At 60.9% G+C, this 26,760-nt stretch carries 25 protein-coding genes; 18 read left to right on the top strand and 7 right to left on the bottom strand.

What is annotated here, in order from left to right:
• Nucleotides 1-5 precede the first annotated feature (5 nt).
• The 15 genes from IG168_RS07750 (at nt 6) to IG168_RS07820 (ending at nt 14,922) form a co-directional block, all read left to right on the top strand.
• On the top strand, nt 6-1,709 hold the full coding sequence (locus IG168_RS07750) for an AMP-binding protein (protein ID WP_193163624.1): 1,704 nt from the start codon (nt 6-8) through the stop codon (nt 1,707-1,709).
• A complete protein-coding gene (locus IG168_RS07755; RefSeq protein WP_193163626.1) occupies nt 1,702-2,442 on the top strand; it encodes a glycosyltransferase family 2 protein in 741 nt (246 codons plus the stop codon). The genes IG168_RS07750 and IG168_RS07755 overlap by 8 nt, the downstream gene beginning before the upstream one ends.
• Nucleotides 2,439-3,362 carry an LpxL/LpxP family acyltransferase gene (locus tag IG168_RS07760; protein ID WP_193163628.1) on the top strand — a complete coding sequence of 308 codons (924 nt, stop codon included), beginning with the start codon at nt 2,439-2,441 and terminating at the stop codon, nt 3,360-3,362. Before IG168_RS07755 ends, IG168_RS07760 begins: the two co-directional genes overlap by 4 nt.
• Nucleotides 3,359-4,921: an HAL/PAL/TAL family ammonia-lyase gene (locus IG168_RS07765; RefSeq protein ID WP_193163630.1), complete on the top strand. Its 1,563-nt coding sequence runs from the start codon at nt 3,359-3,361 to the stop codon at nt 4,919-4,921. The genes IG168_RS07760 and IG168_RS07765 overlap by 4 nt, the downstream gene beginning before the upstream one ends.
• Nucleotides 4,911-5,342 carry an acyl-CoA thioesterase gene (locus IG168_RS07770; RefSeq protein ID WP_193163632.1) on the top strand — a complete coding sequence of 144 codons (432 nt, stop codon included), beginning with the start codon at nt 4,911-4,913 and terminating at the stop codon, nt 5,340-5,342. Before IG168_RS07765 ends, IG168_RS07770 begins: the two co-directional genes overlap by 11 nt.
• Nucleotides 5,342-5,944, top strand: a complete 603-nt coding sequence (locus IG168_RS07775; protein WP_193163634.1) for an outer membrane lipoprotein carrier protein LolA — start codon at nt 5,342-5,344, stop codon at nt 5,942-5,944. The genes IG168_RS07770 and IG168_RS07775 overlap by 1 nt, the downstream gene beginning before the upstream one ends.
• A 5-nt stretch (nt 5,945-5,949) precedes the next feature.
• Entirely contained in the window at nt 5,950-8,220 is a 2,271-nt protein-coding gene (locus tag IG168_RS07780) for an MMPL family transporter (protein WP_193163636.1), read from the top strand.
• Entirely contained in the window at nt 8,217-9,449 is a 1,233-nt protein-coding gene (locus IG168_RS07785; protein WP_193163638.1) for an NAD(P)/FAD-dependent oxidoreductase, read from the top strand. Before IG168_RS07780 ends, IG168_RS07785 begins: the two co-directional genes overlap by 4 nt.
• A gap of 53 nt (nt 9,450-9,502) precedes the next feature.
• Nucleotides 9,503-9,997 (top strand): DUF3261 domain-containing protein, encoded by a 495-nt coding sequence (locus tag IG168_RS07790; RefSeq protein ID WP_193163640.1) that lies wholly within the window; start codon nt 9,503-9,505, stop codon nt 9,995-9,997.
• Between the two features lie 6 nt (nt 9,998-10,003).
• Nucleotides 10,004-11,170 (top strand): beta-ketoacyl-ACP synthase, encoded by a 1,167-nt coding sequence (locus IG168_RS07795; protein ID WP_193163642.1) that lies wholly within the window; start codon nt 10,004-10,006, stop codon nt 11,168-11,170.
• A complete protein-coding gene (locus tag IG168_RS07800; RefSeq protein WP_226876675.1) occupies nt 11,170-11,631 on the top strand; it encodes a hotdog family protein in 462 nt (153 codons plus the stop codon). The genes IG168_RS07795 and IG168_RS07800 overlap by 1 nt, the downstream gene beginning before the upstream one ends.
• Nucleotides 11,632-12,360: a 3-oxoacyl-ACP reductase FabG gene (gene fabG, locus IG168_RS07805; protein WP_193163644.1), complete on the top strand. Its 729-nt coding sequence runs from the start codon at nt 11,632-11,634 to the stop codon at nt 12,358-12,360.
• Complete coding sequence (locus IG168_RS07810) at nt 12,360-13,586, top strand: beta-ketoacyl-ACP synthase (RefSeq protein ID WP_193163646.1); 1,227 nt, start codon at nt 12,360-12,362, stop codon at nt 13,584-13,586. The genes fabG and IG168_RS07810 overlap by 1 nt, the downstream gene beginning before the upstream one ends.
• Before the next feature lie 116 nt (nt 13,587-13,702).
• The gene (locus IG168_RS07815; RefSeq protein ID WP_193163648.1) at nt 13,703-14,236 is read left to right on the top strand and encodes an acyloxyacyl hydrolase; all 534 of its coding nucleotides are present in this window, start codon (nt 13,703-13,705) and stop codon (nt 14,234-14,236) included.
• A 41-nt stretch (nt 14,237-14,277) separates the two neighbouring features.
• Nucleotides 14,278-14,922, top strand: coding sequence for a sulfotransferase family protein (locus IG168_RS07820; RefSeq protein ID WP_193163650.1), 645 nt, complete (start codon nt 14,278-14,280; stop codon nt 14,920-14,922).
• A 45-nt stretch (nt 14,923-14,967) separates the two neighbouring features.
• Here IG168_RS07820 and IG168_RS07825 read toward each other — a convergent pair whose 3' ends face one another.
• From IG168_RS07825 to IG168_RS07835, 3 genes are all read right to left on the bottom strand, one after another.
• Entirely contained in the window at nt 14,968-15,366 is a 399-nt protein-coding gene (locus tag IG168_RS07825; protein WP_193163652.1) for a hypothetical protein, read from the bottom strand.
• A gap of 109 nt (nt 15,367-15,475) precedes the next feature.
• A complete protein-coding gene (locus IG168_RS07830) occupies nt 15,476-16,081 on the bottom strand; it encodes a hypothetical protein (RefSeq protein WP_193163654.1) in 606 nt (201 codons plus the stop codon).
• Between the two features lie 114 nt (nt 16,082-16,195).
• Nucleotides 16,196-17,332 carry a GNAT family N-acetyltransferase/peptidase C39 family protein gene (locus IG168_RS07835; RefSeq protein WP_193163656.1) on the bottom strand — a complete coding sequence of 379 codons (1,137 nt, stop codon included), beginning with the start codon at nt 17,330-17,332 and terminating at the stop codon, nt 16,196-16,198.
• 147 nt (nt 17,333-17,479) lie between these two features.
• On the opposite strand from IG168_RS07835, the gene IG168_RS07840 reads away from it, so the two are divergent.
• Nucleotides 17,480-18,955 (top strand): RimK family protein, encoded by a 1,476-nt coding sequence (locus IG168_RS07840; protein ID WP_193163658.1) that lies wholly within the window; start codon nt 17,480-17,482, stop codon nt 18,953-18,955.
• A gap of 33 nt (nt 18,956-18,988) precedes the next feature.
• Here the strand turns inward: IG168_RS07840 and IG168_RS07845 are convergent, their stop codons facing one another.
• The gene (locus IG168_RS07845) at nt 18,989-19,870 is read right to left on the bottom strand and encodes a LysR family transcriptional regulator (RefSeq protein WP_193163660.1); all 882 of its coding nucleotides are present in this window, start codon (nt 19,868-19,870) and stop codon (nt 18,989-18,991) included.
• 124 nt (nt 19,871-19,994) lie between these two features.
• Between IG168_RS07845 and IG168_RS07850 the strand changes: the two genes are divergently transcribed.
• Both IG168_RS07850 and IG168_RS07855 read left to right on the top strand, forming a co-directional pair.
• Entirely contained in the window at nt 19,995-20,771 is a 777-nt protein-coding gene (locus tag IG168_RS07850; protein ID WP_193163662.1) for a ferredoxin--NADP reductase, read from the top strand.
• Between the two features lie 350 nt (nt 20,772-21,121).
• Nucleotides 21,122-21,652, top strand: a complete 531-nt coding sequence (locus IG168_RS07855; protein WP_319024672.1) for a lipocalin family protein — start codon at nt 21,122-21,124, stop codon at nt 21,650-21,652.
• A gap of 57 nt (nt 21,653-21,709) precedes the next feature.
• Here IG168_RS07855 and IG168_RS07860 read toward each other — a convergent pair whose 3' ends face one another.
• The 3 genes from IG168_RS07860 to IG168_RS07870 are packed head-to-tail and all read right to left on the bottom strand — an operon-like array spanning nt 21,710 to nt 26,759.
• Entirely contained in the window at nt 21,710-23,401 is a 1,692-nt protein-coding gene (locus IG168_RS07860) for a hypothetical protein (RefSeq protein WP_193163664.1), read from the bottom strand.
• Nucleotides 23,398-25,578, bottom strand: a complete 2,181-nt coding sequence (locus tag IG168_RS07865; protein WP_193163666.1) for a hypothetical protein — start codon at nt 25,576-25,578, stop codon at nt 23,398-23,400. Before IG168_RS07865 ends, IG168_RS07860 begins: the two co-directional genes overlap by 4 nt.
• Nucleotides 25,575-26,759 carry a BatA domain-containing protein gene (locus tag IG168_RS07870; protein WP_193163668.1) on the bottom strand — a complete coding sequence of 395 codons (1,185 nt, stop codon included), beginning with the start codon at nt 26,757-26,759 and terminating at the stop codon, nt 25,575-25,577. The genes IG168_RS07865 and IG168_RS07870 overlap by 4 nt, the downstream gene beginning before the upstream one ends.
• Nucleotide 26,760 lies beyond the last annotated feature (1 nt).

Here is a 26,760-nt window from a genome sequence, read left to right on the forward strand (position 1 = left end):
CCAGAATGCAGTTTGACACCATTTTTGGCTATTGCGATGGGCGCGATCTGGTATGTCACGCCCGGGATGGCGATGTTACCTTCGACCGGTTCAAGCACCAGCTCGCCACGGCCACTGCGGCGCTGCGGGCGCAACTGCAGTCGACAGGGGCGGCGCGGCAACTGGCACTGTACTGCGAGGACAGTTACGAATTCAGTGTACTGCTGTTTGCCGCGCTCGCGTGCAACGCCCAGGTAGTGGTCCCGGCCAACAACAAGCGCAGCACGGCGCACACTATCGGCGATGTGAGCCTGTGGCTCGGCGACTGGCCACTGGACAACGCCCTGGGCCTGAAAGACCTGGCTAACGACGGTTCTGCCACTGTGGCAGAAGCACCGCGGAAATTTAGCGGTGCGATACAGCTGTTTACTTCCGGCAGCAGTGGCGAACCTCAGCGCGTGGATAAAACACTGGCCCAATTACTGGGTGAGATGGAAGCGCAGCAACGTCACTGGGGATCCCTGATGGAAGGTGCGACGGTGCTCGCGACCGTGAGCCACCAGCATATTTACGGCTTGCTGTTCAAGGTGCTGTGGCCACTGGCGCAGGGGCGCGCATTTGTCAGCAAGACGTATTTGGATGTCGCCGGATTGTTGCGCGACGCTGCGCAGCGTTCCCCGGCACTGTGGATCGCGAGCCCCGCGCAGCTGAGTCGCCGAATCGACGATTGGCCCTGGCAATTGAGTAGTTCACTGCGCGCCATTTTTTCTTCCGGTGGACCCCTGGCGCTACAGGATGCCGAGGCAATCGAACAACTCAGCGGCATCGCGCCACACGAGATATTTGGCAGTACCGAAACCGGTGGTATCGCCTGGCGTAATCAGGTTGCAGAACCACGCTGGCAGCCGCTCCCGGGCGTAAAGGTCGATGCCGATACCGAGGGCCTTATGCGGGTGGATTCCCCATGGCTGGACAGCATTTTTATCGGCCAGGATCGTGTACAGGTCGAGCCAGACGGGCGTTTTCACTTGCTCGGGCGAGTCGACCGGATCGTAAAAATTGAAGAAAAGCGCATCTCACTGACTCAAATTGAAACGCTGCTTGAGAGCAGTGACTGGATTGCTGAGGCGCGCACAGTGACCGTGCAGCGTACGCGGCAATGTGTCACCGCCGCGATTGTACTCAGCGATGCCGGCCGGGAAAAATATATGCGCGAGGGCAGGGCCGCACTGGTGCGTGCGCTGCGCCTGTTCCTCGCGCCGGATCTGGAGGGGGTGGCGCTGCCGCGCCTGTGGCGATTTGTCGATGCCATTCCGACCAATCAGCAGGGCAAGAGCCCGAGAGAGCTGTTGATGCAATTGTTTGATGCTACACCGGCGAAGATGCTGCCGCGTGTGGCGAAACGCGAAATCGCAGAAAATACTGCGCGGGTTGAACTGCAGATTCCTGCGGATCTCCCCTGCCTGCCGGGACACTTTGGCAGCGCGCCGGTGGTGCCGGGCGTTGTTCAGATCGACTGGGCCATGCACTACGGGCGTGAACTGCTGGGGCTTACCGGGCGTTTTATCGCAATGGAAGTGATCAAGTTCAAACAGCTACTGGTGCCGGGTGAAAGCGCTGTGCTGGAGCTGGAATTCAATCCGGCGAAAAACAAACTGGAGTTCTGTTTCCGCAGCGACGGCGATGATCGCGAGTACAGCAGCGGAAAACTGTGTTTTGACCATGGCTAATCCCTGTTTCGTTATTCCCGTTTACAACCACGAGCGCGCGATTGCCGGTACGCTCGAGTCTCTGCGCGCGTTCGCCCTGCCGTGTGTGCTGGTGGACGATGGCTGCAATAATTCGTGCAGCGCAGAGCTGCAGCGGCTGGCGCGTGAACAGAGCGACTGGTTACACCTTGTGGTGCGCGAAGAGAATGGTGGCAAGGGTGCTGCGGTCAAGACCGGGCTGCGCGCCGCCAGAAAACTCGGCTTTAGCCACGGTATACAGGTGGACGCCGACGGACAGCACAATCCGGCGGATATTCCGCAGTTTATCCAACACTGCAAGGCGCGCCCGGATGCGCTGATCTGCGGTTATCCGGTGTACGACGAATCGGTACCCACGGCGCGTCTGCTGGGCCGATACCTGACCCACTTGTGGGTCTGGATCAATACCCTGTCACTGGAAATCAAGGATTCCATGTGCGGACTGCGCTGCTATCCACTCGCGAGTGCAGTGGCGCTGATCGACGAGGAGTACACTGGCGACCGGATGGATTTCGATCCGGAAGTCCTCGTGCGGTGGCACTGGCGCGGAGAGCCGCTGGTACAGGTGCCGGTAAAAGTCCGCTACCCGGTAGATGGGGTTTCGCATTTCCGGGGCCTGCAGGACAACATGCTGATTTCCGCCATGCACACACGCCTGTTTTTCGGCATGCTCGCGCGTCAATTGCGCCGGCTGAAACCGGAGACGGCGCTGTGAGTAGTCTGCACTGGTCGCGCTATCGTGAGCAGGGGTTTTTCCTCGGCATTCGTTTCCTGTTCTGGTTGCATCACCGCCTTGGGCCCATCGCATTCAAACTCGCGGTGTATCCGGTGGTGCTCTGTTACTACCTGAAGAATCGCCGTGGCCGCGCGGCGACGCGGGAATATTTGCAGCTTTTTGCGGCCCGCTATCCGGATGCCGGTATCGTTCCGAATTGGACTACCGGCTTCCGCATTTTTCTCAATTTCGCCAACAGCGCGCGGGAAAAACTCGAGGCGTGGTTTGTGGGTATTCCGCAGAGCCAGGTTAACTTTCCCGAGCGCGCGTTTTTGCATCAAATTGCGTCCAGCGGCCAGGGTGGTGTACTGATTGGTTCCCATCTGGGCAATCTGGAAGTCTGCCGCGCGCTCGGCAGCCTGACGGATGTACGCGTGAATGTGCTGGTTCACACCAAACATGCGAAAAAATTCAACCGCATGATGCAGATGCTCAACCCCAAGAGCCAGGTCTGCCTGATCCAGGTCACCGAAGTAACGCCCACCCTGGCAATGCAGTTGTCGGAAGCGGTGGAGCGCGGCGAGCTGGTGGTTATTGTTGGTGATCGCACTCCCATCAACTCCATCGGGCGCACTTGCGAGGCAGAATTTCTCGGACGTCCTGCGCCGTTTCCCCAGGGGCCCTACATTCTCGCCGCACTGCTCAAATGTCCGGTGTATACCCTGTTTTGCCTGCGCAGCCGCAATGGCTACGACATTTATATGGAAAAACTGTGCGATCGGGTGCAAATGAAGCGCGGTGACCGCGAAGCCCATATTCGCGAGCTGGTGGCAGGCTTTGCCGAGCGCCTCGAACATTACTGCCGGATGGCGCCCCTCCAGTGGTACAACTTCTATCCGTTCTGGGATCAACAACAATGAATACAGCAGTGTTGCAGCGCAACAAGGTCGTCTTTGACGGCAGTGAGCTGACAATTGCACAGATCAACGAAATCGCCCGTGGACGTGCCGAAGTGCAGCTGTCCACCGACCGGGCTTTTGTTGCGCGCATCAATCGCGGGGTCGAGTTCCTCGACCGGCTCTGGCAGCAGGAAGGGGTCATCTACGGCGTAACCACCGGCTACGGTGATTCCTGCACGGTAAATATTCCCGGTGATCTGGTGGAGGAGTTGCCGCGTCACCTGTACACCTTCCACGGCTGTGGTCTCGGCGAAGTCTTCAGTCTCGAACAGAGCCGCGCCATTGTCGGCGCGCGCCTGGCGAGCCTGGCCCGCGGCAGCTCCGGTGTGCGCTATGAACTGCTCCAGCAGCTGGCGCGTCTACTGCAGCTCGATGTGATTCCGGTGATTCCCCAGGAGGGTTCCGTCGGCGCCAGTGGAGACCTGACGCCATTGTCCTATGTGGCCGCAGTGGTCGCTGGCGAGCGCAAGGTCTGGTATCGCGGCGAGCAGCGCGGCACCGCCGAGGTATTCGCCGAGCTGGGTATTCAGCCGCTGAAGCTGCGCCCGAAAGAGGGCCTGGCAATCATGAACGGCACGGCGGCCATGACTGGCCTCGCGTGTATCGCCTATGACCGGGCTGAATACCTGTGCCAACTGAGCGCGCGCATTACCGCACTGGTGAGTATTGCGCTGCAGGGCAACGCCTACCACTTCGACAATGCGCTGTTCGCGGTAAAACCGCACCCGGGCCAGAATCAGATTGCACGCTGGATCCACGAAGACCTGAATGCGGGAGAGGCGCCCCGCCAGAGCGATCGACTACAGGACCGCTATTCCCTGCGCTGTGCGCCGCACGTGATCGGTGTGACCCAGGATTCCCTGCCGTGGCTACGCCAATTTATCGAAAACGAGCTGAACAGCGCCAATGACAATCCGATTATTGACGGCGAACAAGAGCACGTATTGCACGGCGGCCACTTTTACGGTGGGCATATCGCCTTCGCCATGGATAGCCTGAAAAATGCCGTCGCCAATCTCGCCGATCTGCTCGACCGGCAGATCGCGCAACTGGCCGATACGAAATTCAACAACGGTCTGCCCGCAAACCTCACGGGAGCCACCGGTGAACGCCGCCCGCTCAATCACGGGTTCAAGGCGGTACAGATCGGGGCCAGCGCCTGGACAGCGGAAGCGCTCAAACAGACGATGCCGGCGAGTGTTTTCTCCCGTTCCACCGAGTGCCACAACCAGGACAAGGTCAGCATGGGAACCATTGCCGCGCGAGACTGCGCGCGCGTACTTCAGCTGACAGAACAGGTAGCAGCGGCGGCACTGATGATGGGCTGGCAGGGTGTACAACTGCGCTTGCGCGAAGGTGAGCTGGAGGAAGAAAACCTCTCCCCGGCCGTGCGCTCGAGCATCAGGCAGGTGGCCGACACCTTTGCCCTGCTGGAGCAGGACCGTGAACTGGAAAGCGATCTGCGCAATTTCGTTAAACTAATCCAGCAGCGACACTGGCGCCTGTACGATGCAAAGTAAAAAAGATTTACCGGCACTGTGGGCGGCGGAAATTGAGCTGCAGGTCCCGTTTCACGACGTGGACATGATGGAAGTCGCCTGGCACGGTCACTACGCCAAGTATTTCGAGATCGCGCGCTGCGCGTTACTCGACCAGCTGGATTACAACTATCCACAAATGCGCGACTCCGGTTATGCCTGGCCGGTGATCGACCTGCGCATACGCTACGCCAAGCCGCTACGGTTTCAGCAGTGGGTGGTGGTACGCGCGGAAGTCGCAGAGTATGAAAACCGCTTCAAGATTAATTACCAGGTACGCGATCGCGCTACCGGTACCCGCCTGACGCGGGGGCATACCATACAGGTGGCAGTGGAAATCCACAGCGAGGAAATGCTGTTCGCATCGCCTCCGGTACTGCTGCAAAAGCTGGGAGTTGAGTGATGCGTATTCTGTGGGCGTCGGCCGTTCTGTGCCTGGTTGCATCGCTTTCTCCCCTGGCATCAGCGCTGGCCCCGGAACAGCAGCAGGTATTGCGGACCATTGAAGCGCGCCTGCAGACAGCGCCGCAGATGCTGGGCCGTTTCGAGCAGAAGAAAACCCTGCCCATGTTGCCACGGCCCCTGCTCTCCAGTGGTGTCGTGGCTCTGTCGCAAGATAAAGGCGTCAGCTGGCGCGTGCAAAACCCTATTGCATCACACCGGATTCTGAGTGAAGAGCAGGCAGGCGGCGATGCCATGGCCAGACAGATTGCCTATCCGCTACTGCAGATTTTTCGCGGCAACTTTTTCGCCCTGGACGATCTGTTTGATGTCGCGGCGAAGGCAGAAGCCGATCAGTGGCGCGTCACACTGACACCCAAGGCGGAGTCGATAGCCAAAGTCATCACCTCGATCGAAGTTTCGGGAGATGACAAGATCGAGCAGATCCGGCTGGCCGAGGCAAACAGTGCGGTTACCGAGATGCAATTGCTGGATCTTCACGCCGTGCGTCAGGGCGATCCCGCCCTGTCCGCCGAGTTCGACAGCCCACAACAAGAACAATAATTGAGATGATGCGTCGGCTCCTAATCTGGCTACTTTTCGCCGGGGTGCTCGCACTCACGGCGACTGCACGCTACCAACCCGGATGGTTGCAGACGGACATACTCGCTCTGGCGGGGGATAGCTCCGTATCGCCCGACGTTGCCGGTGCGCAACGCAAATTGAATGCACAGCTGCAGGGTGGCGTGCTGTGGATGCTGGTGGCCCCGGCGGACAACGCGGCAGAACTGGCGAAAGCCACCGAGGTGCTAGCGCAAAAATTACGCGCATCGCCCAGTGTGACCAGTGTGCAGTACCACTGGGCAGACAGCGCAGGTTACGCAAAAGAGTGGAAGACTCTGTTTCCGTTGCGTCAGCAACTGCTTGTCCCGGCAGATCGCTACCGGCTGCTCCACGAGCCCGACAAACTGGTGCAGCGCCAGTTGGCCGCCCTGTATGGACCCGAGGGCGCGGGGCTGGATTTGCAGCATGACCCCTTTGCAACATTCCGACGCTACTTTAGCGATGGGCCGCAACTGGCCACCCGGGTTTACGGGCAGATCCCGGTCCAGCAACGCAATGACCGCGCGTTTACCCTGGTGCAATCCACCGCGATGTCGACCCGGCTCAATGGCCAAATCGACACTCCACTGCTGAAATTGCGCGAGTCGCTGAAGCAGTGGGCGGCACAGCGCGGCATGACACTGCTGAGTGTGGGAGCACCGCTGCACACCGAATACGCCGCGGCCGGCGCGCAGCGGGAAATCCGCCTGATTGGCGGCTTGTCGATGGCCGCCATTTGTCTCCTTTCACTGCTTGTATTCCGTTCGGTGCGGCCACTGCTGCTGTCCTTGTTTGCCATCGGGAGCGGCATCGCCTGCGGAGCGGCAACGGTCATTGCCCTGCTCGGGCATATGCATATTCTCGCGTTTGTCTTTGGTACAACTGTGACGGGCCTGGCCATCGATTACGCGTTTCATTTTATCTGCAATCGGTTGCGGCCGGGACCGGTGCATGATGGCGATATCATGCCGGGCCTGACACTGGGATTGCTCTCCAGCTGTCTCGCGTTCTTTGCCCTGGCTCTGACACCTTTCCCACTGCTACGGCAAATGGGCGTGTTTGTCGGCGCGGGACTGATTGGTGCCTGGCTCACCGTTGTGTTGCTGTTTCCGCTCTTTTTGAAGCTGCGCCAGCGGCCTCTGGAATTTGCAGCCCGCCTGCCGCAAGTGCGACCGGGCTATTACACCGCGGCACTGGGTTTTCTGCTGCTGCTCGGTGTGGCGTCATTGCCGCGCATGGAATTTGGCGATGATCTACAGCTCTTCTACCAGCCGCCGCAGTTCCTGGCGGACGACGAGGCACAGTTGAACCGCCTTCTTCCATCGCGTGCAGAATCCAGCTACTTCCTGGTTCACGGCGGGGACTGGCGGGAGCTGTTGCAGCGCGAATGGAAATTGACCGGCTACCTGCAGTCACAGCAGACCGCAGGCGTGCTGGAGGACTTTCAGTCCATCAGCGAGCGGTTTCCACCGGAAGATGTACAACGGGCCAACTGGCAACTGTTGCGCAACTTCTACGGTAGCGCACCGGTCAGTGAGTTTTACCGCCAATTGGGCTACGGCACCGCGGAGACACAGCAACTGGTCAGCGCACTGCAGCAGCCGTTCCGACAGGTGACACTGCAGGATTGGCTCGCCGTTGCCGGTCGGCAGTATGCCGGCCTCTGGCTGGGCTGTGACACCGGCGGGTGCGCCTCCGTCGTGCGCCTCTTTGGCTTGCAGCATTCACTGCCATTGCCCGAGGCGATGGATGGAGTTGAATTTGTGGACCCTCCGCGTGCCATTGCCGCCGTCATGTCGCAACAGCGCGACCTGTTGCTGCGGCTGTTGCCGCTGGTGGCACTGGTGGTTCTCGCAGTGGTCGCACTGCGTACCGGGCTCCGTCGCGCATTTAATATCGTCGCCCTGCCGATGGCGGCGGTGACCGCGACATTGGCGACCACGATTCTGGCGGGTTCACCGGTCAACCTGTTCCATGTGGCCGCACTGCTGCTGATTTTCGGTATCGGTGTGGATTATGCGGTTTTCTGCCAGTTGAGCCCGGCCAGTGAGCGCAGCTACACACTGCTGGCCGTCGCAATGGCAGGCATCACGACGTTATTGGGATTTGGTTTGCTGGCACTGTCGGCGACGCCGGCGCTTGCCGACTTCGGGCTGACCCTGGGTGTGGGAACGACGCTGACTATGTTCCTGGCGACTTTATTTTTTGCGAAAGCGGTAGAGGAAGGTAACCGATGAGGGAATTGGTATCGGATGTGGTCGTCATCGGGGCCGGACCGGCCGGCGCGGTGGTAAGTGCACTATTGGTTCAGCGCGGCTGGAGCGTCAATGTGGTGGAGCGCCAGGAGTTTCCGCGCTTCTCCATCGGCGAGAGCCTGCTGCCGCAGTGTATGGAATTTCTCGAGGCCGCAGATATGCTCGAAGCCGTCAAAGACGCCGGCTTCCAGTTCAAGAACGGCGCTGCCTTTGAATGGGATGGTGCGCGTACCGCCTTCGACTTTACGGAAAAATTCTCCGCCGGTCACGGAACCACCTTTCAGGTAGAGCGCGCCCGCTTCGATAAAATTCTCGCGGATGAGGCGCAGAAGAAAGGTGCACAGATTTACTACCGCCATACGATTCGCGCAGCGGATATCGACTCGGACGGGGCCCGCCTGACCGCGGAGATTGACGGAGAAGAAGTCCTGTTTCGCGGCCGCTTTGTGCTGGACGCGAGCGGCTTCGGGCGGGTGTTGCCGCGCCTGTTGAAGCTGGACAGACCTTCCCAGTTTCCGGCGCGGGAATCGGTGTTCACCCATGTGCAGGACAACATTGACGATGCGCTGTTTGACCGGAATAAAATCCTGATTACCGTGCACCCGGAGCAGCGGGACATCTGGTACTGGTTGATCCCGTTTTCCGGGGGGCGCGCGTCACTTGGGGTCGTCGGTGAGCGCGAAAAGATCGCCGCGATGGGTGAAGAACCCGAAGAGATACTGCGCAACGCGGTGAAAGCAGCTCCGCAATTGGCTGTCACCCTGCACAACGCTGAATTCGACACACCAGTACAGCGTATTTCCGGTTATTCCAGCGATGTCAGTTCACTGACCGGGCCGGGTTTCGCTCTGCTGGGGAATGCCGGTGAATTCCTTGACCCGGTATTTTCCTCCGGTGTAACCATCGCGATGAAATCTGCAGAGCTGGCCGCAGATTGCCTGCATCGGCAGCTTAATGGCGAGGAAGTTGACTGGCCGGCAGAATTCGCGGCGCCGCTGAAGCACGGTGTGGACGTGTTCAAAACTTACGTTACCGCGTGGTACGACGGCCGCTTCCAGGATGTCATTTTCTATGAAACCGATCAGCAGGATATCAAGCGCATGATTTGCTCCATCCTGGCTGGCTATGCCTGGGATAAACGGAATCCGTTTGTCGCCGCGGCCGACCGGCGCCTGAATACCCTGGTGGAAATATGTGCTGCCGCCGGCTGATCGTTTGCGTATGTCTTCTGCTCGCCGTTGGCTGTAGCGTTCAGCCGACCGCTATGCTGCGTCCGCCGCTGCGTCCGCTGGCCCCTCTGCTCGAGGGTGACAGCCGCCAGTTGATGCAACATATCGTCGTGCAGTATCACGGCACGCAGCGCGACCTGATTGGCGCCTCATTGCTGGGGGCGCAACAGCTGCGGGTTTCGCTACTGACCCCGGAGGGTCTGAGCCTGCTGGATATCGCCTACGATGGCAGCAGCGTGTCGGCACAGCAGCACCTGGGGCGGGAATCCGGTAGGGCGCGCCAGATACCCCCCCGCGCGCTGCTGGCCGATTTTCAGCTGGTGTACTGGCCACTGCGCGTGCTGGAGCAGAGCCTGCCGCAGGGCTGGCAATTAACGGAACATCGCGCTGACGGCAGGAGAGTCCGACAGCTGTTTTATGACGGCACCTTGTATACAGTGGTGCATTACAGTACGGATGATATCTGGAGTGCAGATGTGCAGCTGGACCAGAAAGTGCTCGGCTACGGGCTGAGTATCAAAAATCTGTAAAAGTTTATGAGCAATTACTACCTGAATCTTAGGGGGCTGGCCTGCGCCCTCGGCGCCGATGTGGAGAGCGTTGCCGCGGCGCTTTTTGCCGGTGACACCACGTGCATGCGCGCCGGTAGCCGCTGGCTGCCGGACTACGACGGCCGCTTCGGTGAAGTGACCGCGCCGCTGCCGGCACTGCCACCCGCTTTGGACGCCCACAATTGCCGCAATAACCGCCTGGCGATGCTGGTCCTGCAGCAGATTGAAGATGAAGTTGCCGCATTGCGCGCTCTTTACGGCGCCGAGCGAATCGGTGTGGTCATGGGAACCTCTACGTCCGGAATCGACAGTGGCGAGCTGCGTCTGCAACGCGACACTAGCGGGAACTACAGCTACCGCGACCAGCAGCAGATGGGCAGCCTGACGGCATTTACCGCCAGGTATCTCCAATTGCAGGGGCCGCAACTGACGGTTTCAACAGCCTGCTCATCGAGCGCCAATGCCCTGGCCACCGGACGGCGACTGCTTGCGCTCGATGTTTGCGATGCGGTCGTGGTCGGTGGTGTGGATACACTGTGTGGTATGACGGTAAGGGGCTTCCACTCGTTGAGTGCGTTGAGCGCGGGGCACTCCATGCCGTTTAGCGCCAGCCGGGACGGTATCAATCTCGGTGAGGCCGGTGCCGTATTCACAATGACGCGCATACCCGGTCCCGTGCAGCTGTGCGGCATTGCGGCCAGTTCCGATGCCCACCACATGTCGGCGCCGCATCCGCAGGGAGAGGGTGCCGAGGCGAGCATGCGGGGCGCGCTCGCAGATGCCGGACTGGATGCCGCGTCGATCGATTACCTGAACCTGCACGGCACGGGTACGCCGCACAATGATGCGATGGAAGGGGCGGCGGTACAGCGCGTGCTTGGCGGCGATGTGCCCTGCTCATCGACAAAGCCGCTGACCGGCCACACGCTGGGTGCCGCCGGTGCGCTCGAAGCGGCTTTCTGCTGGCTGGCCCTGCAACGCGGGCAGTTGCCGCCGCACCGCTACGACGGCAACTATGATCAGGCTATTCCACCACTGCACCTGTGCAGTGAAACGACAGCGCCGTCGGCGCTTCACTATGCTATGAGCAATTCCTTCGCTTTCGGCGGCAGCAATTGTTCTGTGATTCTGGGACTGCAGGGGGAGAAGTAATGCAGAACCTTTCTATGGAGGCACTGGCGGCGGAAGATCTGGTACCACACAGCGGCGATATGTCACTGCTGGACCGAGTGCTCATTGTAGGCGAAGAGACACTCACGGCAGAGCTGTACGTGCGTGACGACGGTATCTTTGCGCGGGACGGGCGCGTGCCCGGCTATGTGGGAATCGAATACATGGCCCAGGCGGTGGCCGCCTTTTCCGGTTATCACGCGAAGCAGCGCGGCGAGGAGGTCCGTCTCGGCTTCCTGCTGGGCACGCGTAAATTCGAAACCAGTGTTGACAGTTTTTTATGTGGCGACAAGCTTACCGTCGAAGTCGAGCGGCTGTTACAGGCGGAAAATGGCATGGCCACTTTTGAATGCCGGGTGAGTGGTGATGGTGCGCAGCAGAGCGCGCGCCTGAACGTTTACCAGCCGGATAATATCGAAGCATATCTGAAGGAAAAAATCTGAATGTCCGAGTGGGTTTTGGTCACTGGCTCGAGCCGGGGCATCGGTCGCGCCATTGCATTGCAGTTGGCTCAAGATGGCTACAACATCGTGCTGCACTGCCGCAGTCGTCGCGAAGAGGCGGAAAAGGTTGCAGCTGAGATTGCAGAGCTGGATCGGCAGTGTCGCATACTGCAGTTCGATATTGTCGACCGCGCAGCCGCGCGCGATACATTGCTGGCAGATGTCGAGGCGCACGGCGCCTACTACGGGGTAGTCTGTAACGCGGGACTCACCGCCGACAACGCGTTCCCGGCAATGCCGGAAGAAGACTGGGACCGGGTTGTCCACACCAATCTGGACGGTTTCTACAATGTCCTGCACCCGTTGACGATGCCAATGGTGCGACGCAAGGCCCCCGGCCGTATTGTGGTAATGACGTCTGTATCCGGGCTGGCGGGCAATCGTGGCCAGGTGAATTACTCCGCGTCCAAGGCGGGATTGATTGGCGCCAGCAAGGCACTGGCCCTCGAGCTGGCCAAACGCAAAATTACCGTCAACTGTGTGGCCCCCGGTTTGATCGACACGGAAATGGTCGATGACAATCTGCCGGTGGACGAAATCATGAAAATGATACCGGCACGCCGACTCGGTAAGCCCGAAGAGGTGGCGGCGACGGTGTCGTTCCTGATGCATGAGCGCGCGGCCTATATCACGCGCCAGGTTATTTCCGTAAACGGTGGTCTCTACTGATGAAGCGCGTTGTAGTTACCGGCATGGCTGGCATTTCGCCCATCGGCCAGGGTTGGCAGGCGGTCAAGGAGTCCCTGATGGGGCGGGTATCCGGCGTCGCCTATATGGAAGACTGGGACAAATACGAAGGACTGGAGACGCGCCTCGGCGCCCCGGTGCGGGATTTCGAAAAACCGGCCCATTACAATCGCAAACGTGTTCGCAGTATGGGGCGCGTGTCCCTGATGGCCGTGCGTGCCACTGAATTGGCACTGGAAGATGCCGGCCTGCTCGACGACCCTGTGCTCAAAAGCGGTGCCACCGGCGTTGCCTACGGCTCCTCTGCCGGCACACCGGCGGCGATCGGCGATTTCGGCAATATGCTGATCAATCATCGTACTGACGGGCTGAACGCCACCAGTTATATCAAGATGATGGCACACACCACCGCGGTCAATATCGGGGTGTTTTTCGGCCTGTGTGGACGCGTCTATACCACCAGTTCCGCCTGCACTTCCGGTAGTCAGGGCATCGGCTATGCCTACGAGGCCATTCGCAATGGCAGCCAGACTGTCATGGTGGCCGGCGGCGCCGAAGAGTTGTGTGCAACCGAGGCCGCCGTGTTCGATACGCTCTTCGCGACGTCCACCAAAAACGATTCGCCCGGCGTTACACCCCGCCCCTTCGACCGCAATCGCGATGGCCTGGTTATTGGCGAGGGCGCCGGTACCCTGGTTCTCGAGGACTACGAGCACGCGGTGGCCCGGGGTGCGAAAATTTATGCGGAGATTGTTGGTTTTGGCACCAACTCCGATGGGGCCCATGTGACTCAGCCGCAGTCGGCAACCATGCAGGTGGCTTTGAAACAGGCGCTCGGGCAGGCGGGCGTCGATGCCGGAGCCATCGGTTACGTCAGCGCCCACGGAACCGCCACCGATCGCGGCGACGTGGCCGAAAGCCATGCAACACTCGCAGCAATTGGCCGTGCAGTGCCTATCAGTTCAATGAAAAGTTATACCGGACACACTTTGGGTGCCTGCGGTGCACTGGAGGCCTGGGCCAGTATCCAGATGATGCGCGAAGGCTGGTTCCACCCGACGATCAACCTGGAGCAGGTGGATCCTGACTGTGCGGAGCTGGACTACATTGATGGCGCAGGCCGCAATATCGATACCGAATACGTAATGAGCAACAACTTCGCGTTTGGCGGTATCAATACCTCGTTGATTTTCCGGCGTCGAACATAATTTACCGAGACGGGGCCCCGGCCCCGGACCGGCATTTGCGAGGGGGCGGAAAGATTCCGAAAATGGCTCGGGGGTTTTTCTGGAAGCAAAACTGAGAATAAAAAGTAGGGAACGTCATGAGAATACTACTGGCTGTATTCACTTTCGTATTGCTGGTGCAACCAGCGATTGCTGATGAATTGTTACTCAGTGGTGGCGGCGGGCCCCAGCCGCATTCGGATCAGAACAATCGCACTTACGGAATAGACTATTCTTTCAAAAAATTTGAGAAGAGCTACCGTCAGCATATACATCTCGGTGTCAGCTACACCCGGGTGGAAACGGATACAGATGCGCATCGGTCGTTTGATGCCATTTCTATTTATCCGCAGCTCAATCTCTACCCCCGCCAACGCAGCTGGGGCCAGCCTTACTTCTTTGTGCGCGCACTGGGGCCGAGTTATATCAGTAGCAATCAGCTTGGCGATCGACACCAGGACAATAACTTCGCGTTTCAGGCACAAGTGGGCTATGCGGCCCGGATCAACTGGCAGTCAAAGGAAGACCTGGTAATTATGGTCTCCTGGAAGCATTTCTCGAACGCCAACCTTTTTAACGATAACGATGGTATCGACATGCCTTTTGTTATCAATGTCGGCCTGAACTTCTAATAGCTCGATAACCCGTACGCGTTGTTCATAATAAGATTCCCTTGAAACTGCAATTGATCGGCGCCGCTTTTGGTCGCACAGGGACGCTATCTCTGAAGTTGGCACTGGAGCTGCTCGGCTTTGGTCCCTGCCTGCATATGAGCCAGTTTGTTACCGACAACGCGTTATGCCGGATCTGGCTGGATGAGCTGAATCGGCCACTTCCTGACTGGCAGAGCATGGTTGGTGAAAACTCTTCATTGCTTGACTGGCCCTGCTGCCTGTTTGTAGAACAGTTCTTGGCGTTAGCGCCAGACGCAAAAGTGATTTACACCGAACGTGACTTTGACAGCTGGTTTAGGAGTCTCAACGAGACCATTGTACCGGCCCTGCGCTGGGCGAATCAGTTGCGATCAGGACACAGGCCGGGCTTTATTGCGTTTGCTGCAGAAATTATCGGGAAAAGAACCTTCGGGGAAAATTTCGAGCGGGCTGCCGCTGAGCGGATATACCACAACCACCGCGAAAGGGTCATCGGTCAGGTGCCGGCCGGACAACTGCTGATGTTCGATGTGAGAGACGGCTGGGGGCCCCTGTGCGATTTCCTCGAAGTGCGCGAACCGAACTTTGAATTTCCACAGGAGAATGCGGCGGGAGAGTTCTTCGCGATGTTGCGTTCGTTGCATCGCAAACGGATCAACGGGTGACAATTCCGGTGCGGCCCGGCGTAACCGGGACGCAACAAATGCCTTCTAGATCGCCAGGTTTTTGCGGATGGCCGCGTCCAGGTTGTTGATCCAGCGATTATAATTTCTGTGGATGGTGTTGCGACGGCTGTTGTAGTCCAGCAATTCACTGCGCTTGTAGGTGATGCTGTAGTTCTCTGTATCGAAGGTGATGTCAGCAACGGCGTAGTGTTTGCGGACATGGATAGAAGCCTCAATCAATCCCGGAGAAACTTCACGGCAAGTCCAGCCCTTGTCCAGGCAACCGGCCATAATACCGGTCTTAACCCGATCGGCAGTTTGTGTCGATCCATCGAGACGGTTGGGTACTGTTCTGTCATTCAGGTTCATCAGCGCATGGCTGGTGCAGGCTGACAATAGTATCGCGCTAACTGCAGCGATGAAAAATGTACGCATAACTTGCATGGTTCTTCCAATTTAAGACGGATAATTTGCGCGGCGAATATTATCACCCCGGCGGACAGGAGTGACAGTGACGGGATATTGTGCATCACTGTCACCCGACCGCTAGAGATCAGAGTCCGTCAGACGGATCCAGTGTCTGGCGGGCAATCTCATCTGCATCTTTAGCCATCCACTTGGCGAAGTAGGCGTCGCGTTTGGCATCGATGCTCGCTGCATTATTTTCAGCCCAGCGCAAAGACTGTTCGGAGTTTTCCACCAGTTTGGTATTGGTTACCCAATCGCCGAAGTCGTCGGAGGAAGTGTTGAATTTCGCATTTGCGTCAGTCTTGATCGGCTGGAAGCTGAAGCGCGCCTTCCATGCCCCCATTCGCGGAGTCACCATTGCGTAATAGGTCTTTCCGGCCTCCAGGTTGGCTTTCATGAAATCGGCGGCTTCGGAAACCACCATAAAGGTGTGTTCGCCAGGCGCGACCTCTCTGGATATCTTGGTGCCGTTCGCCATAATGCCGATAAATTCGTTTTGATCACCATTGACCTCAAAGAGCGAAGCATTGATCGCGGAACCGTAAAATGAGGAACGCATAAAGACGATCTGGGCTTTGCTGGGGTCCGGCGTAGTAACCACTTGATTAGAGCTCGCAACCATGGGATTGCCGGCACAGGCGGCCAGCCAGATTGAACAACCAGCCACCAGGAATTTTAACAAGCGCATCATTTTCTTATCTCCTTTTGTCATAAAAAGCGCTCGCCCAGTTTGACAAATTTTTCCGCTTAGAAACAGATGGTTTCACGGTAAGGAGTTGATCATGTGGGACTGGATTGGGACTTTTCAGCCAGTGCGGGCCCTGCGTACCACCACCGCGGTACGCAGCTTCTCCTTGCCGAACAGGGACATCCTGGCGAAATCATCCCGCGCAATCGGCAGATACTGGCTGTCGAGCGGGTTGTACTCGTCGTCACTGTCCGGGTCGTGCACGTAGAGGCACTCTTCATCGATGCCGGTCAGCGTTACCCAGTGCGGCACCTTTTTGCCGTCCAGCCGGTAAGTGCTGATCAGCAGCAGCGCCAGCGCGCCCTCCTCGAGCCACGCCTGCAGTTGCACCTGGGTGAACTCCTGCTCGATCACCGGAATCTTCTGCGCCCGCGCATTCGCGCGGTAGTCCGCGTCCACCTGCTGCACCACCGCTTTTTTGGCCGCAGCGCGCACGCCGTCGACAAACAGCGGCGTATGCTGGTTCAGGTAGACTGCACAATCGAAGCCGCGCGCGCGCATGGCCAGCGCCAGCCCGATAGGGTGGCAGCCGCCGTGGCCGGAAGCCATGAAGATGGTAGTGGCCTCGCGCCACAGGGACAGTTCCTCGCTGACCGACGGGGTGTAGTCCGCGCTTAGCGCGGCCATCGCCATCATGGCCGCGGCGGGACCACAGGTAAACTCGGTGGTCTGGCCATACCAGGGTACGCTCAGGCGGTGCAGGTTTTCCGGCCGGTAGCGGATGCGCTTTTGCATACGCAGCGCATTGCCATCGTCCTCGTAGTAATTCGGGTAGCTGCCGAAGGTGCGGTAGCCCTGCTGCTGGTAGAGGGCAATGGCGGCCTCGTTGCCCTCGGCGACTTCCAGGCGCATGAACAGGCGGCCGCTGTGACTGCTGGCTTCCTCGGCGGCGGCGAGCAGCGCGCGGCCGATACCCTGGCCGCGCCCGGCGGGTCCCACCGCCAGCGAGTAGAGTCGCGCCAGGCGGGTGCCGCGGCGCAGCAAAACCAGGATATAGCCGAGCAGCTGGCCGGCCCGTTCCGCTACCAGGAAGACGCGGTTATCCGCCGCGACCCAGTGGCGCAGGCGCCGCCGGCTCAGCCGGTCACCGTCGAAACAGACCTGTTCCAGCGCGTGCAGCGCGGGCACATCGGCTGCCGTCACAGCGCGGATCTGCGGGCTGGCAGGGGAGGGAAAAGCGTTCGCAACAGGCATGTGGAGATCCGCCACCGGGCGGCAGTGAACACCGCGAAACTGCGGCTCGGCCACATTATCAAAAGCGTTAAAAAAAGATAGGAGCTGGACAAAAATTCTTCTATCTTTCGCCCTGTTGAACATCCCCCATTTGAGGCGCCTCAATTCATGTCCCAGGTGCTAATTGTGATCGACCAGCAGAGCGACTGGACGCCTTACTACCCCAGTGAGCGCGTGATCACCTTTGCCGATTATCTGCAGTTGCCCGCCCGCCAGCAGCGCGTGCGCGTCATCAACCTGTGTGCCGACTACGACTACCGGTCGGAGGGTTACTACTGTTCGCTGCTGGCGGAAGCCCGCAGCCACCACGTACTGCCCAGCGTCCGCACCCTGAACGATCTGTCGGTGCCACAGCTGTACAAGCTGCAACTGGCGCCACTGGTGCCGGCGCTGAATAAACTGCGCCCGCCGGAGGAGCCGGGCACCCACCTGGTGGTGAAGTCCTATTTCGGCCAGTGCGCCGAGCCGGCACTGCAACCGCTGGCGCGGCTGCTGTTCGACCGCTTTGCCTGCCCGGTGCTGGAAATTCACCTCGCCTGCGACACGGCCTGGGAGATTGCCGACCTGCGTATCTGCTCCCACCGCGAGCTGGACGAGGCGGAGGAAACCCTGTTTGCCGAGGCCCTCGACAGTTTCAGCAATCAGGTCTGGCGCCAGCGCAAGAAGAGCGACAACAGCCGCTATGACCTGGCCATTCTGGTAAACCCGGAAGAGGCACTGCCGCCGTCGGATCAGGGCGCGCTGAAAAAATTCGCCAGCGCCGGGCGCGAACTGGGTTTTGCCGTGGAGATGATCACGCCGGCGGACTATATGCGCCTGCCGGAATTCGATGCGCTGTTTATCCGCGAGACCACGGCCATCGACCATCACACCTATCGTTTTGCCAAGAAAGCCGAGGCGGAGGGACTGGTGGTGCTCGACGACCCGACCAGCATTCTGCGCTGCACCAACAAGATCTATCTAGCCGACCTGTTCACTACCCACAAGGTGCCGGCACCGAAGACCTGTATCCTCCACCGCGGCGACGAGGAAGGGGTGCAGAAGGCGCTGGCCACGCTGGGGCTGCCGATGGTGATCAAGATTCCCGACGGTTCCTTTTCCCGCGGTGTGGTCAAGGTGCACAGCGAGGAGGCGCTGCGGGACAAGCTCGGCGAGCTGTTTGCCGAGTCGAGCCTGCTGCTCGCACAGGAATTCCTGTACACGGAATTTGACTGGCGCATCGGTGTGCTCAACAACAAGCCGCTGTATGCCTGCCGCTATTACATGGCCAAGAACCACTGGCAGATCTACAACCACGGCAACAAGAAAAACAGCAGTGGCAGTTTCACCACGCTGCCGACCTTTGAGGTGCCGAAGGCCGTGCTACAGGCCGCGCTCAAGGCGACCAAGCCAATCGGCAACGGTTTTTACGGTGTGGATGTGAAAGAGTCGGCGGGCAGGGGTTATGTCATCGAGGTGAACGACAACCCGTCTATCGATAGCGGTGTGGAAGACAAATACCTCGGCCGCGAACTCTACCGGTTGATCCTGCAGGAATTTGCTCGCCGACTGGATGCGCGGCGCTCGGGTCAAGCGCACGAGTAATTTGCCGGCCCTTCGTTCCGGTGACGGGCGGCCTCACGGCATCTGCCGGCACAGCTCCAGCCAGCGCTCGATACCGGCGCTGCGGTATTTCTGCCGGTGCAGGGCAAAATAGAATTCGCGGTTGAAGTTTCGCTGCGGCACCGGCAGTTCCACCAGCGAACCGCGATTCAGCGCGTCGGTCAGCGATACACGCGACAGGCAACTGATACCGAGCCCCGCTTCCACCGCGCGCTTGATCGCCTCGGTGTGCTGCAGCTCCAGCAGTATATGCAGCTGTGGCAGCAGGCCGGCGAGGCCGCGTTCAAACGTCTGGCGGGTGCCGGAGCCGTGCTCCCGCACAATCCAGGTCGCCGCGCACAGGTCCCTGTCGCTCAGGCGCTTGCGCCCCGCCAGCGGGTGCTCCGGCGCACAGAAAACCACCAGCTCGTCATCGCGCCAGGGGATCATCTCCAGGTCGGGGTGATTGAGTTCGCCCTCGATCAGCCCCAGGTCGAGTTCGAAATTCAGCACCCGCTCGGCAATGGCCGCAGTGTTGGCCACATCCAGTTGCACCCGCGCCCCCGGCTGCTCTTCCATATAGCGGGCCATGACACCGGCGGCGAGATAGTTGCCGATGGTCAGGGTCGCGCCGATCTTCAGGCGCCCCAGGTCGCGGTGGGCGGCGAGGGTCTGCTCCAGTTCGCGCGCACGCTCCAGCAGTTCCTCCGCGCGCGGCCACAGCTGCCGGCCCAGCTCGTTGAGGCGCAGGCGCTTGCCGGTGCGCTCGAACAGGCGCAGTTCGAACTGCTGCTCAAACTCCTTGAGCGCGGTGGAAGCCGCCGACTGGGACATATTCAGGCTCTCCGCCGCACGGCTCACATTCTCGAAATGGGCGCAGGCGAGAAAGACTTCCAGTTGGCGCAGGGAATAGCGCAAAATAGATCCTCAAAATGATCGACTTAATCGATAAGCAGTATCGAAATATCCCATTTTGCCTATGAATGTTCTAGGGCTAAAATTCAATCATTAAGAGATTTCTGGAATAAGTGGTTCTAAGCTTATGTCTAATTTGAATATAGAGAAGGTGCTGGAAGTCCATCACTGGAATGAGACGCTGTTCAGCTTCAAGACCAGCCGGGATCCGGGTTTCCGCTTCGAGAACGGTCATTTTACGATGATCGGACTGCAGCAGGACAATGGCCGTCCGCTGCTGCGCGCCTACTCTATTGCCAGTGCCAACTACGAGGATGAGCTGGAGTTCTTCAGCATCAAGGTGCCGGATGGCCCCCTCACCTCGCAGCTGCAGAAGATCAAACCGGGTGACGAGATTTTCGTCAGCCGCAAACCCACCGGCACCCTGGTGGCAGATCACCTGTTGCCGGGCAAGCGTCTGTGGCTGTTGTCTACCGGTACTGGCCTGGCGCCGTTCCTCAGCATCATCAAGGATCCGGACGTCTACGAGCGATTCGACCAGGTGATTCTGACCCACGGTGTGCGCTTTGTCTCTGAACTGGCCTATCAGGATCACATCGAGAACGAGCTGCCGAACCACGAGTACTTCGGCGAAATGGTGCGCGACCAGCTGCTCTATTACCCGACGGTAACCCGTGAGCCGTATCGCAACAACGGCCGCCTGACCGACCTGATGCTGTCGGGCAAGATCTTCAAGGATCTGGGCGTGCCGCAGCCGAATGTCGAGGAAGACCGCTTTATGCTGTGCGGCAGCCCGGCGATGCTGAAGGACCTGACCACGATCCTGGACGACTGGGGTTTCCGCGAAACCCGCGCCGGCGTCCCCCACGAGTACGTGATCGAGCGCGCTTTCGTCGAGAAATAATCCACGCCCGTGCAGTGCGGCATTAATACCGCACTGCACTGCTCCCCGGTTTCCCGCCGTTTTTCCAGACAGGGTACCGGCGTCGGTACTTCGATAACGCCTGCGCAATGGACTGCGCGCAAGGATAGCCACGGATGTCGCCGCGCGTTTTCGGAGTGTCGACCCCAGTGTTCTGTCACGCTGTAACGGCAAACACCTTTCCAGAGAAGTTGTCTTCTTATTTTGAACCACCCGCACGGGTGGTTTTTTTATGGGCGGAGTTTCGGAAACAGGTTCCCGGATTGATCCTAAGCTGTGGGTAACGCGTATCTAAAGTTGCTGATTGGTAACGAACAGACGGGAGTTTTACTGTGAGAGCCTTTTTCCGGCCCCTGCTGGCCACATTGTGTTTCTGTGTCGGCGGCTGCACCGGTGTGCCGGAGAATGTAAAGCCGGTTGAGAATTTTGAGTTACAGCGCTACCTGGGCCGGTGGTTTGAAATTGCGCGCCTCGACAACCGTTTCGAGCGCGGCCTGTCGCGGGTCACGGCGGAGTACACGCTGAATGACGATGGATCGGTCCGGGTAGTCAATCGCGGCTTCGATGCGGAAAAGGGCAAGTGGAAACAGGCCGAGGGCCGGGCAAAGTTCGCCGGCGCCGACGATGTCGGACAACTGAAGGTCTCGTTCTTCGGCCCCTTCTACGCGTCCTATATTGTCTTCGCCCTGGACCGCGATCACTACGACTACGCGCTGGTGAGCGGTTACAACAAGGACTACCTGTGGATACTGGCGCGCGAGCCGCAACTACCAAAAGCAACGATTGACCGGCTGGCGGCGAAGGCGCGCGAGGCGGGCTTTGATACCGACCAGCTGATGTTGGTGGAGCAGGCCGCGGAGTGAGCGGCTGATCTCTGTACCAGCAGGCTGACCCCCTCACCAGTTAGCAACAACGCCAGTTCAGCGCAGCGACCTGCGCTCACGCCACCAGGTCAGCGCCAGCAACCCGATCAGGACCAGGGCGATCCAGTGTAACGGCAGCGGTCGCCGTGGCGCGGGCAGGTCCGTGGCCGGACCCAGTCGCGCAGTGGCCATTTGCCGCGTCTCGTCGCGCGCGATACGGCGCTGCCAGCCGGGCCAGGCGTCGCGGGGAAAGACGTAGAACGCAAAATCCCCGTCCGCTTCTTCCAGCTGATACCAGCCGGCCCGCTGTGGCCAGTAGCTCGCGCAGGGGCCGCCGGCACTGTCCGCGGCGGCGCTACCGCGCACAGGCGCCGACCCATCCAGCGGCGCAATGGGCGCAGGCTGGTTGCGGTCGAAGCCGGCACCGCACAGGGTGAGACGCTGTCGCGCGCGCGGCAGCGGCGACTGCACGGCGATGGGGGTGCGGCCGCCGCGATAGCGCAACTGGCGCTCGAACACCGATTTCCACAGGCGGGCAAAATCTGGCGCAAATCCGGCGGTGATCCAGCGGTAACTGCGGTCGAACAGCACGAAACCCAGGGAGCGCCCGGGGCCGCCCGGGGACCAGTACAGCGGGGTGCCGTCGGTGCCCGTGCGAATATCCTCCGGCGCCGCACCGACCGGCCGGTAGCCGGTGGAGAGCAGCGGCGGCGCGTCGCCCACAAGTGCCGGGGTTTCGACCGGGGCGGTGCTTGCCAGGGCCATGCCCCGGTCGCGAGCATAATCGAGAAAACCGCGGGGACTGTCGGCGCCCACCAGCCACAGCAGGGACTTGCGCGCGGCGAGATCATTCAGCTGTTGTCTCTGGGCGGCCGTCAACTGCGTCCACAGGTGGCTGTCGAGGATCAGCAGGTCGAAGGGGCCGTCGGAATCCAGCGGATTGCGCGTACTGCTGTCCAGGCCGTTGAAGGCTTCGCGCCGCACTATTTGCGGGGCCAGCTGGGTGACCACCGCTGCCGCCACACCGGACTGGCGCAGCCAGCGGGACAGGGCGGCGGTCTCGAAACCGGGGCGCGCCAGCCACAGCAGAACTGCCGGGCGTTCTGGCGCGCGCACCACCACAGGCAATGGCTCGCGGTGCACCTGGGCAGCGTCCTCCGAACCGGTTTCGAAGCGCAGGTGATAGAGCCAGTGGCCGGCCAGTTTGGGGGTGTCGCCTAGTTGTATCCGGGCTTTGTTCCCGGGTGGTGCAACCAGCGCATTGTCGACTGTGTTCCCGAACGGGTCTTCCAAAGTGACACGGGTGGTCGCGCCGCCGCTATCGCCACTCACCGACAGGGACAGCGCGTCACCGAGCTGGATTTCCCGCGGCCAGTCCACGGACCAGCCGATCTCGCCAGCTGGCTCGGATACGATATGCAGGCGCACCGGCGGCAGGTCCCGCAGTGCGCCCCGCTCCCTGTTGCCGCTGCCGACTGTGGCGAAATCCAGCGATGCGATAGACGCGGGCGCCAGCGGCTGCACCGGCCTTGCCGGGTCGTCGGTTTCGGTAAAGGCACCGTCGAGCGCGGCGCTGTGGTGCGGGGGCAGCAGGGCCGGGGGCTGCCACAAGATCCACACCAGCGCCCAGATTGCGCCCTGCAGTACTGCGCTGGCAATCCGCTGCAGCACAGTCCCGCGCGCGCGCAGGATCAGCAGTACGGACGCGGTCGCCGCGGCTGCGCACAGCATTGCCATCCACGGGCTCATTTTTGCACCCCGCTGTTGTCGGGATTGTCGTCCGCCGCATCGCGCTGTGCTGTCAGCCAGTCGACAAAGCGACCGCCCGCTGCGCGCTCACTCGGCAGGGAGGGTTGCGCCGCCGGCGCCGGGGTCAGCTGGTAGAGCAGTGCGGTCAATTCGCGCCGGCAGTCGGCGCAGTCGGGCCGTTGTTTTACCAGGCGCAACGCCTTCGACAGTTGCACCTGCAACTGCGATTGCTCCCGGACCAGGGATAGTCCGCGCAGGGCCATGGCGTCCTCGGCGCTCGGATTTGCGCCGCCGCGCAGACGCGCGAGCAGTTCCAGCAGGACGCCCCGCTCGCCCGGCGCGCGGGCGGCGCTGACACGCGGCGGGGTCAGCGCATCGTGTTCGCCGCTGAGGCGCCGGCGCTCGTCCAGCGGCGGCGGTTCAAAGCCGACCCGCTGCAGGTAAATGCGCGTGGCCTGCTGTACCTGCTTGATGTAGCGCAGAGCCGTGTGCTGACTGGGCAGCGAAGCGCGCGGCTCCACGATCGATAAATCCCGATGCGCGCTCCACATAGCGTTCAACGCGCTGCGCAACAGCTCCTTGGTCTGCGGATCGAACAGCGTCGCGTTCTCGGCGCTGTCGTGCTGGTGACCGGCTGCCGCGACCACGCCGGTGGCGTCGCCGAACTCGTGCTGCTGGTGATCCGCCGGACCGTCATGGTGATCACCGCCGGTCGCCCCGTGATCTTCATCGGTATCGTGGTGTTCCATGGCCGAGTCTTCCTCGCCGAGGAAGCGTCCATAGCGCATGCGCAGAAGGTTCTGCTCGTAGGCGAGGGATTGCGAGCGCTTGCGGAATTCCGAATCGCTGATCTGTTCGCGCTCCGCCAGCAGTGCTTCGGTGTCGATGATCAGCTGGCGCTGGCTGCGGAAGTATTCCGGCAACACCTTGACGGCTATCCCTTCGGCGTCACTGAGGCCAAAAATCTCTTCCTGTGGCCAGCGCACGATAAAGTGCTGGCTCTTGCTGACATTGGCCTGCGGGGCCTGGTTATCGCGGGCCTGCAGGAACCAGTAGAGCTCGTCGCCGGCCTCGATGCGGTAGCGGTGCACCGGAATCGCGAACTGGTAGTGGCGCAGGCGCTCGCTACCGCGCTTTTCTGGCGTCAGGGCAATACGGTCGTTGCGGAATTGCACGTTCTCGCCGCTGCCGCTGGCAACGGTAATCAGCAGGTCAGTGCCGGCCACGGCAAAGTCGTCACTGACATCGACGCTGACCTGCAGCAATGCAGCCTGGTGGTCCCGATCCACATTGACCACCGTGACGTTGTCGCGCGGCGCCCGGAAGGCGAATTCCGGTGCACGGTCCGCGGCGATGTCGATATTGTGCATTTCCGGCAGCAATACATCGTCGCTGCCGCGTCTGGCCGACAACTGGTAAAAGTCCGTCGCGTTGACCCTGCGCGTCAGCGACCAGCGCCGGCTCGGCAGAGCTTCGTCGGTGCGGAAGCCGAATTCGCTTTCCGCGGCGAGCATCGTGAGCCCGTCCACCGGCGCGTTCAGGTCGACCTGCCAGGTGATGCTGGATCCCTCCGGCGCACTGACCTGCAGCGCCTGGGTGCGCGGCGGCAGGCCGGTATATGCGGGCGGCGCTATCTGCGTGACCGCAGCCGCAACGGCGAGCGCTGCTGCCGGGTTGCCGCTAACAGCGGTGGGCGCAGCAGTGGCGGACTTGTCCGGCAGTTGCGGCCACAGCGTAAACAGCAGCAGACCGAGACAGGCCCCGGCGGCGTTCACCAGCGGGCTGCGATGCCAGCGCGGGCGAAAAGATCGCAGAGCGCCGCTGTCGAGCAGCGCCCCGAGTGCCGCAACCGTGCGCTGGCGCTGCAGCCGTTCAATGGGCTTGAGGGATTCGGGTGCGCTCAGTAGCAGCTGACTGCTGTCCTGCAACTGCGGATAACGCCCGTCCAGCAAGCGGCACAGGGTTTGCGCGCGGGGGCGCCAGTGCCCGTCCAGCACCAGCGCGGTTACCACAATGACGCCGAACGCCGGTGCCAGCCAGGTCGGCAGCGGCCCCAGCGCGGTGAAGGCGACAAAGGCCGCAACGGCAGCCAGCGCCAGCCCGCCGTGGTGCAGCAGGCCGCCGATAATCCATTGGCGCCGGGCGCGGCGCAGGTTTTGTGAAATCGAATTCGTCACGCGCGCTGCTCCCCCGCGGCTGGCGCCACCGCCCGGCGGCCGAGCGCGATGCCGCGCTCCAGTGCCAGCAACAATGCGAACACCCACAGCAATATGCGATCGGGCGAAAACCAGCGGGCATACTGCACGGCGCTATCGGGCACCGGTAAACCCGGCACCGCGTCGATCGACCATTCGGCGCGGTTGCGCGCCTGCAGTGCCCAGTCCTGTGCGGCCCACTGTTGCCACAGCTGCTGGGGCAGGTCGGCGCGGCGGAAAAATGCCGCGCTATGCCAGTCGCGCTTGTAGCGCAGCCAGCTGCCGCGGCCGATCGCCGCGGCCTCCAGCGGCTCGTTGCCGGCGATGTCGGCGAACGGCAGCTGGCCGTGGGGGTGGACGCGCCGGTCGCTGATCAGCAGGCCGCCATCGGCGACAAATGCCTGCAGCGCGGCGGGCAGGCGCCCCGGTGTGTCGTAGATCAGCCAGTCCAGCTGCTGAGCGTCGACGCTATTCGCGTTGGATAATTTTTTCAGTTCGATATCTGGCAGCGACGCCTCCGCGAGGGAGCGGATAGCCACAGCCAGCCAGGGCGGGCCGTCACCGAGCTGTGCCAGGGTAGGTGATGCCGGCGGCGGGGCGCCGCTTTCCAGCGCGTGCCAGCGCCAGTGAGGACTCACTCGCAGCGCGCTGTGACCACTCGGGTTGCGCGCATACGCCAGCAGGATGTCGGCGTCGCGGAAGCGGGCCCGATCCGCCAGTGCGGACAGGGTGCGCCAGAGATCCGGCGCCGCGGGGCGCGGTGTATCGATCGGCACCGGTTCGGACAGCAGCCAGAAAACCCGGGTAAATGCATTGTGCTCGCCGAGAAAGTGGTCGAGGGCCGCCTGCTCGATGCGCGGATCCACCAGCAGGGTGGCGCTCGTCGCCGGCGCCTCCTGCTGCAACAACGGTCGCGCCAGCATCACCGCCAGCAGTGTCAGCAGCAACAGGCGCAGCAACAGCAGCAGGCGGTCGCGCAGCCGTACGCGTTTCCAGTCCTGCGCCGGTTGTTGTTGTAGCCAGTACACCGCCGCGAAGGTGATTTCCCGCGGGTTGCTGCGCCGCAACAGGTGGATGACCAGCGGAATCGCCAGGGCGGCCAGTGCCCACAGCCATTGCGGCGACTGCCAGAGCGAACTGGAAAGCTGTGTGAACCACTGCATC

Origin of the sequence: Microbulbifer hainanensis, from assembly GCF_014904735.1 — a bacterium.
GTDB classification, from domain to species: domain Bacteria; phylum Pseudomonadota; class Gammaproteobacteria; order Pseudomonadales; family Cellvibrionaceae; genus Microbulbifer; species Microbulbifer hainanensis.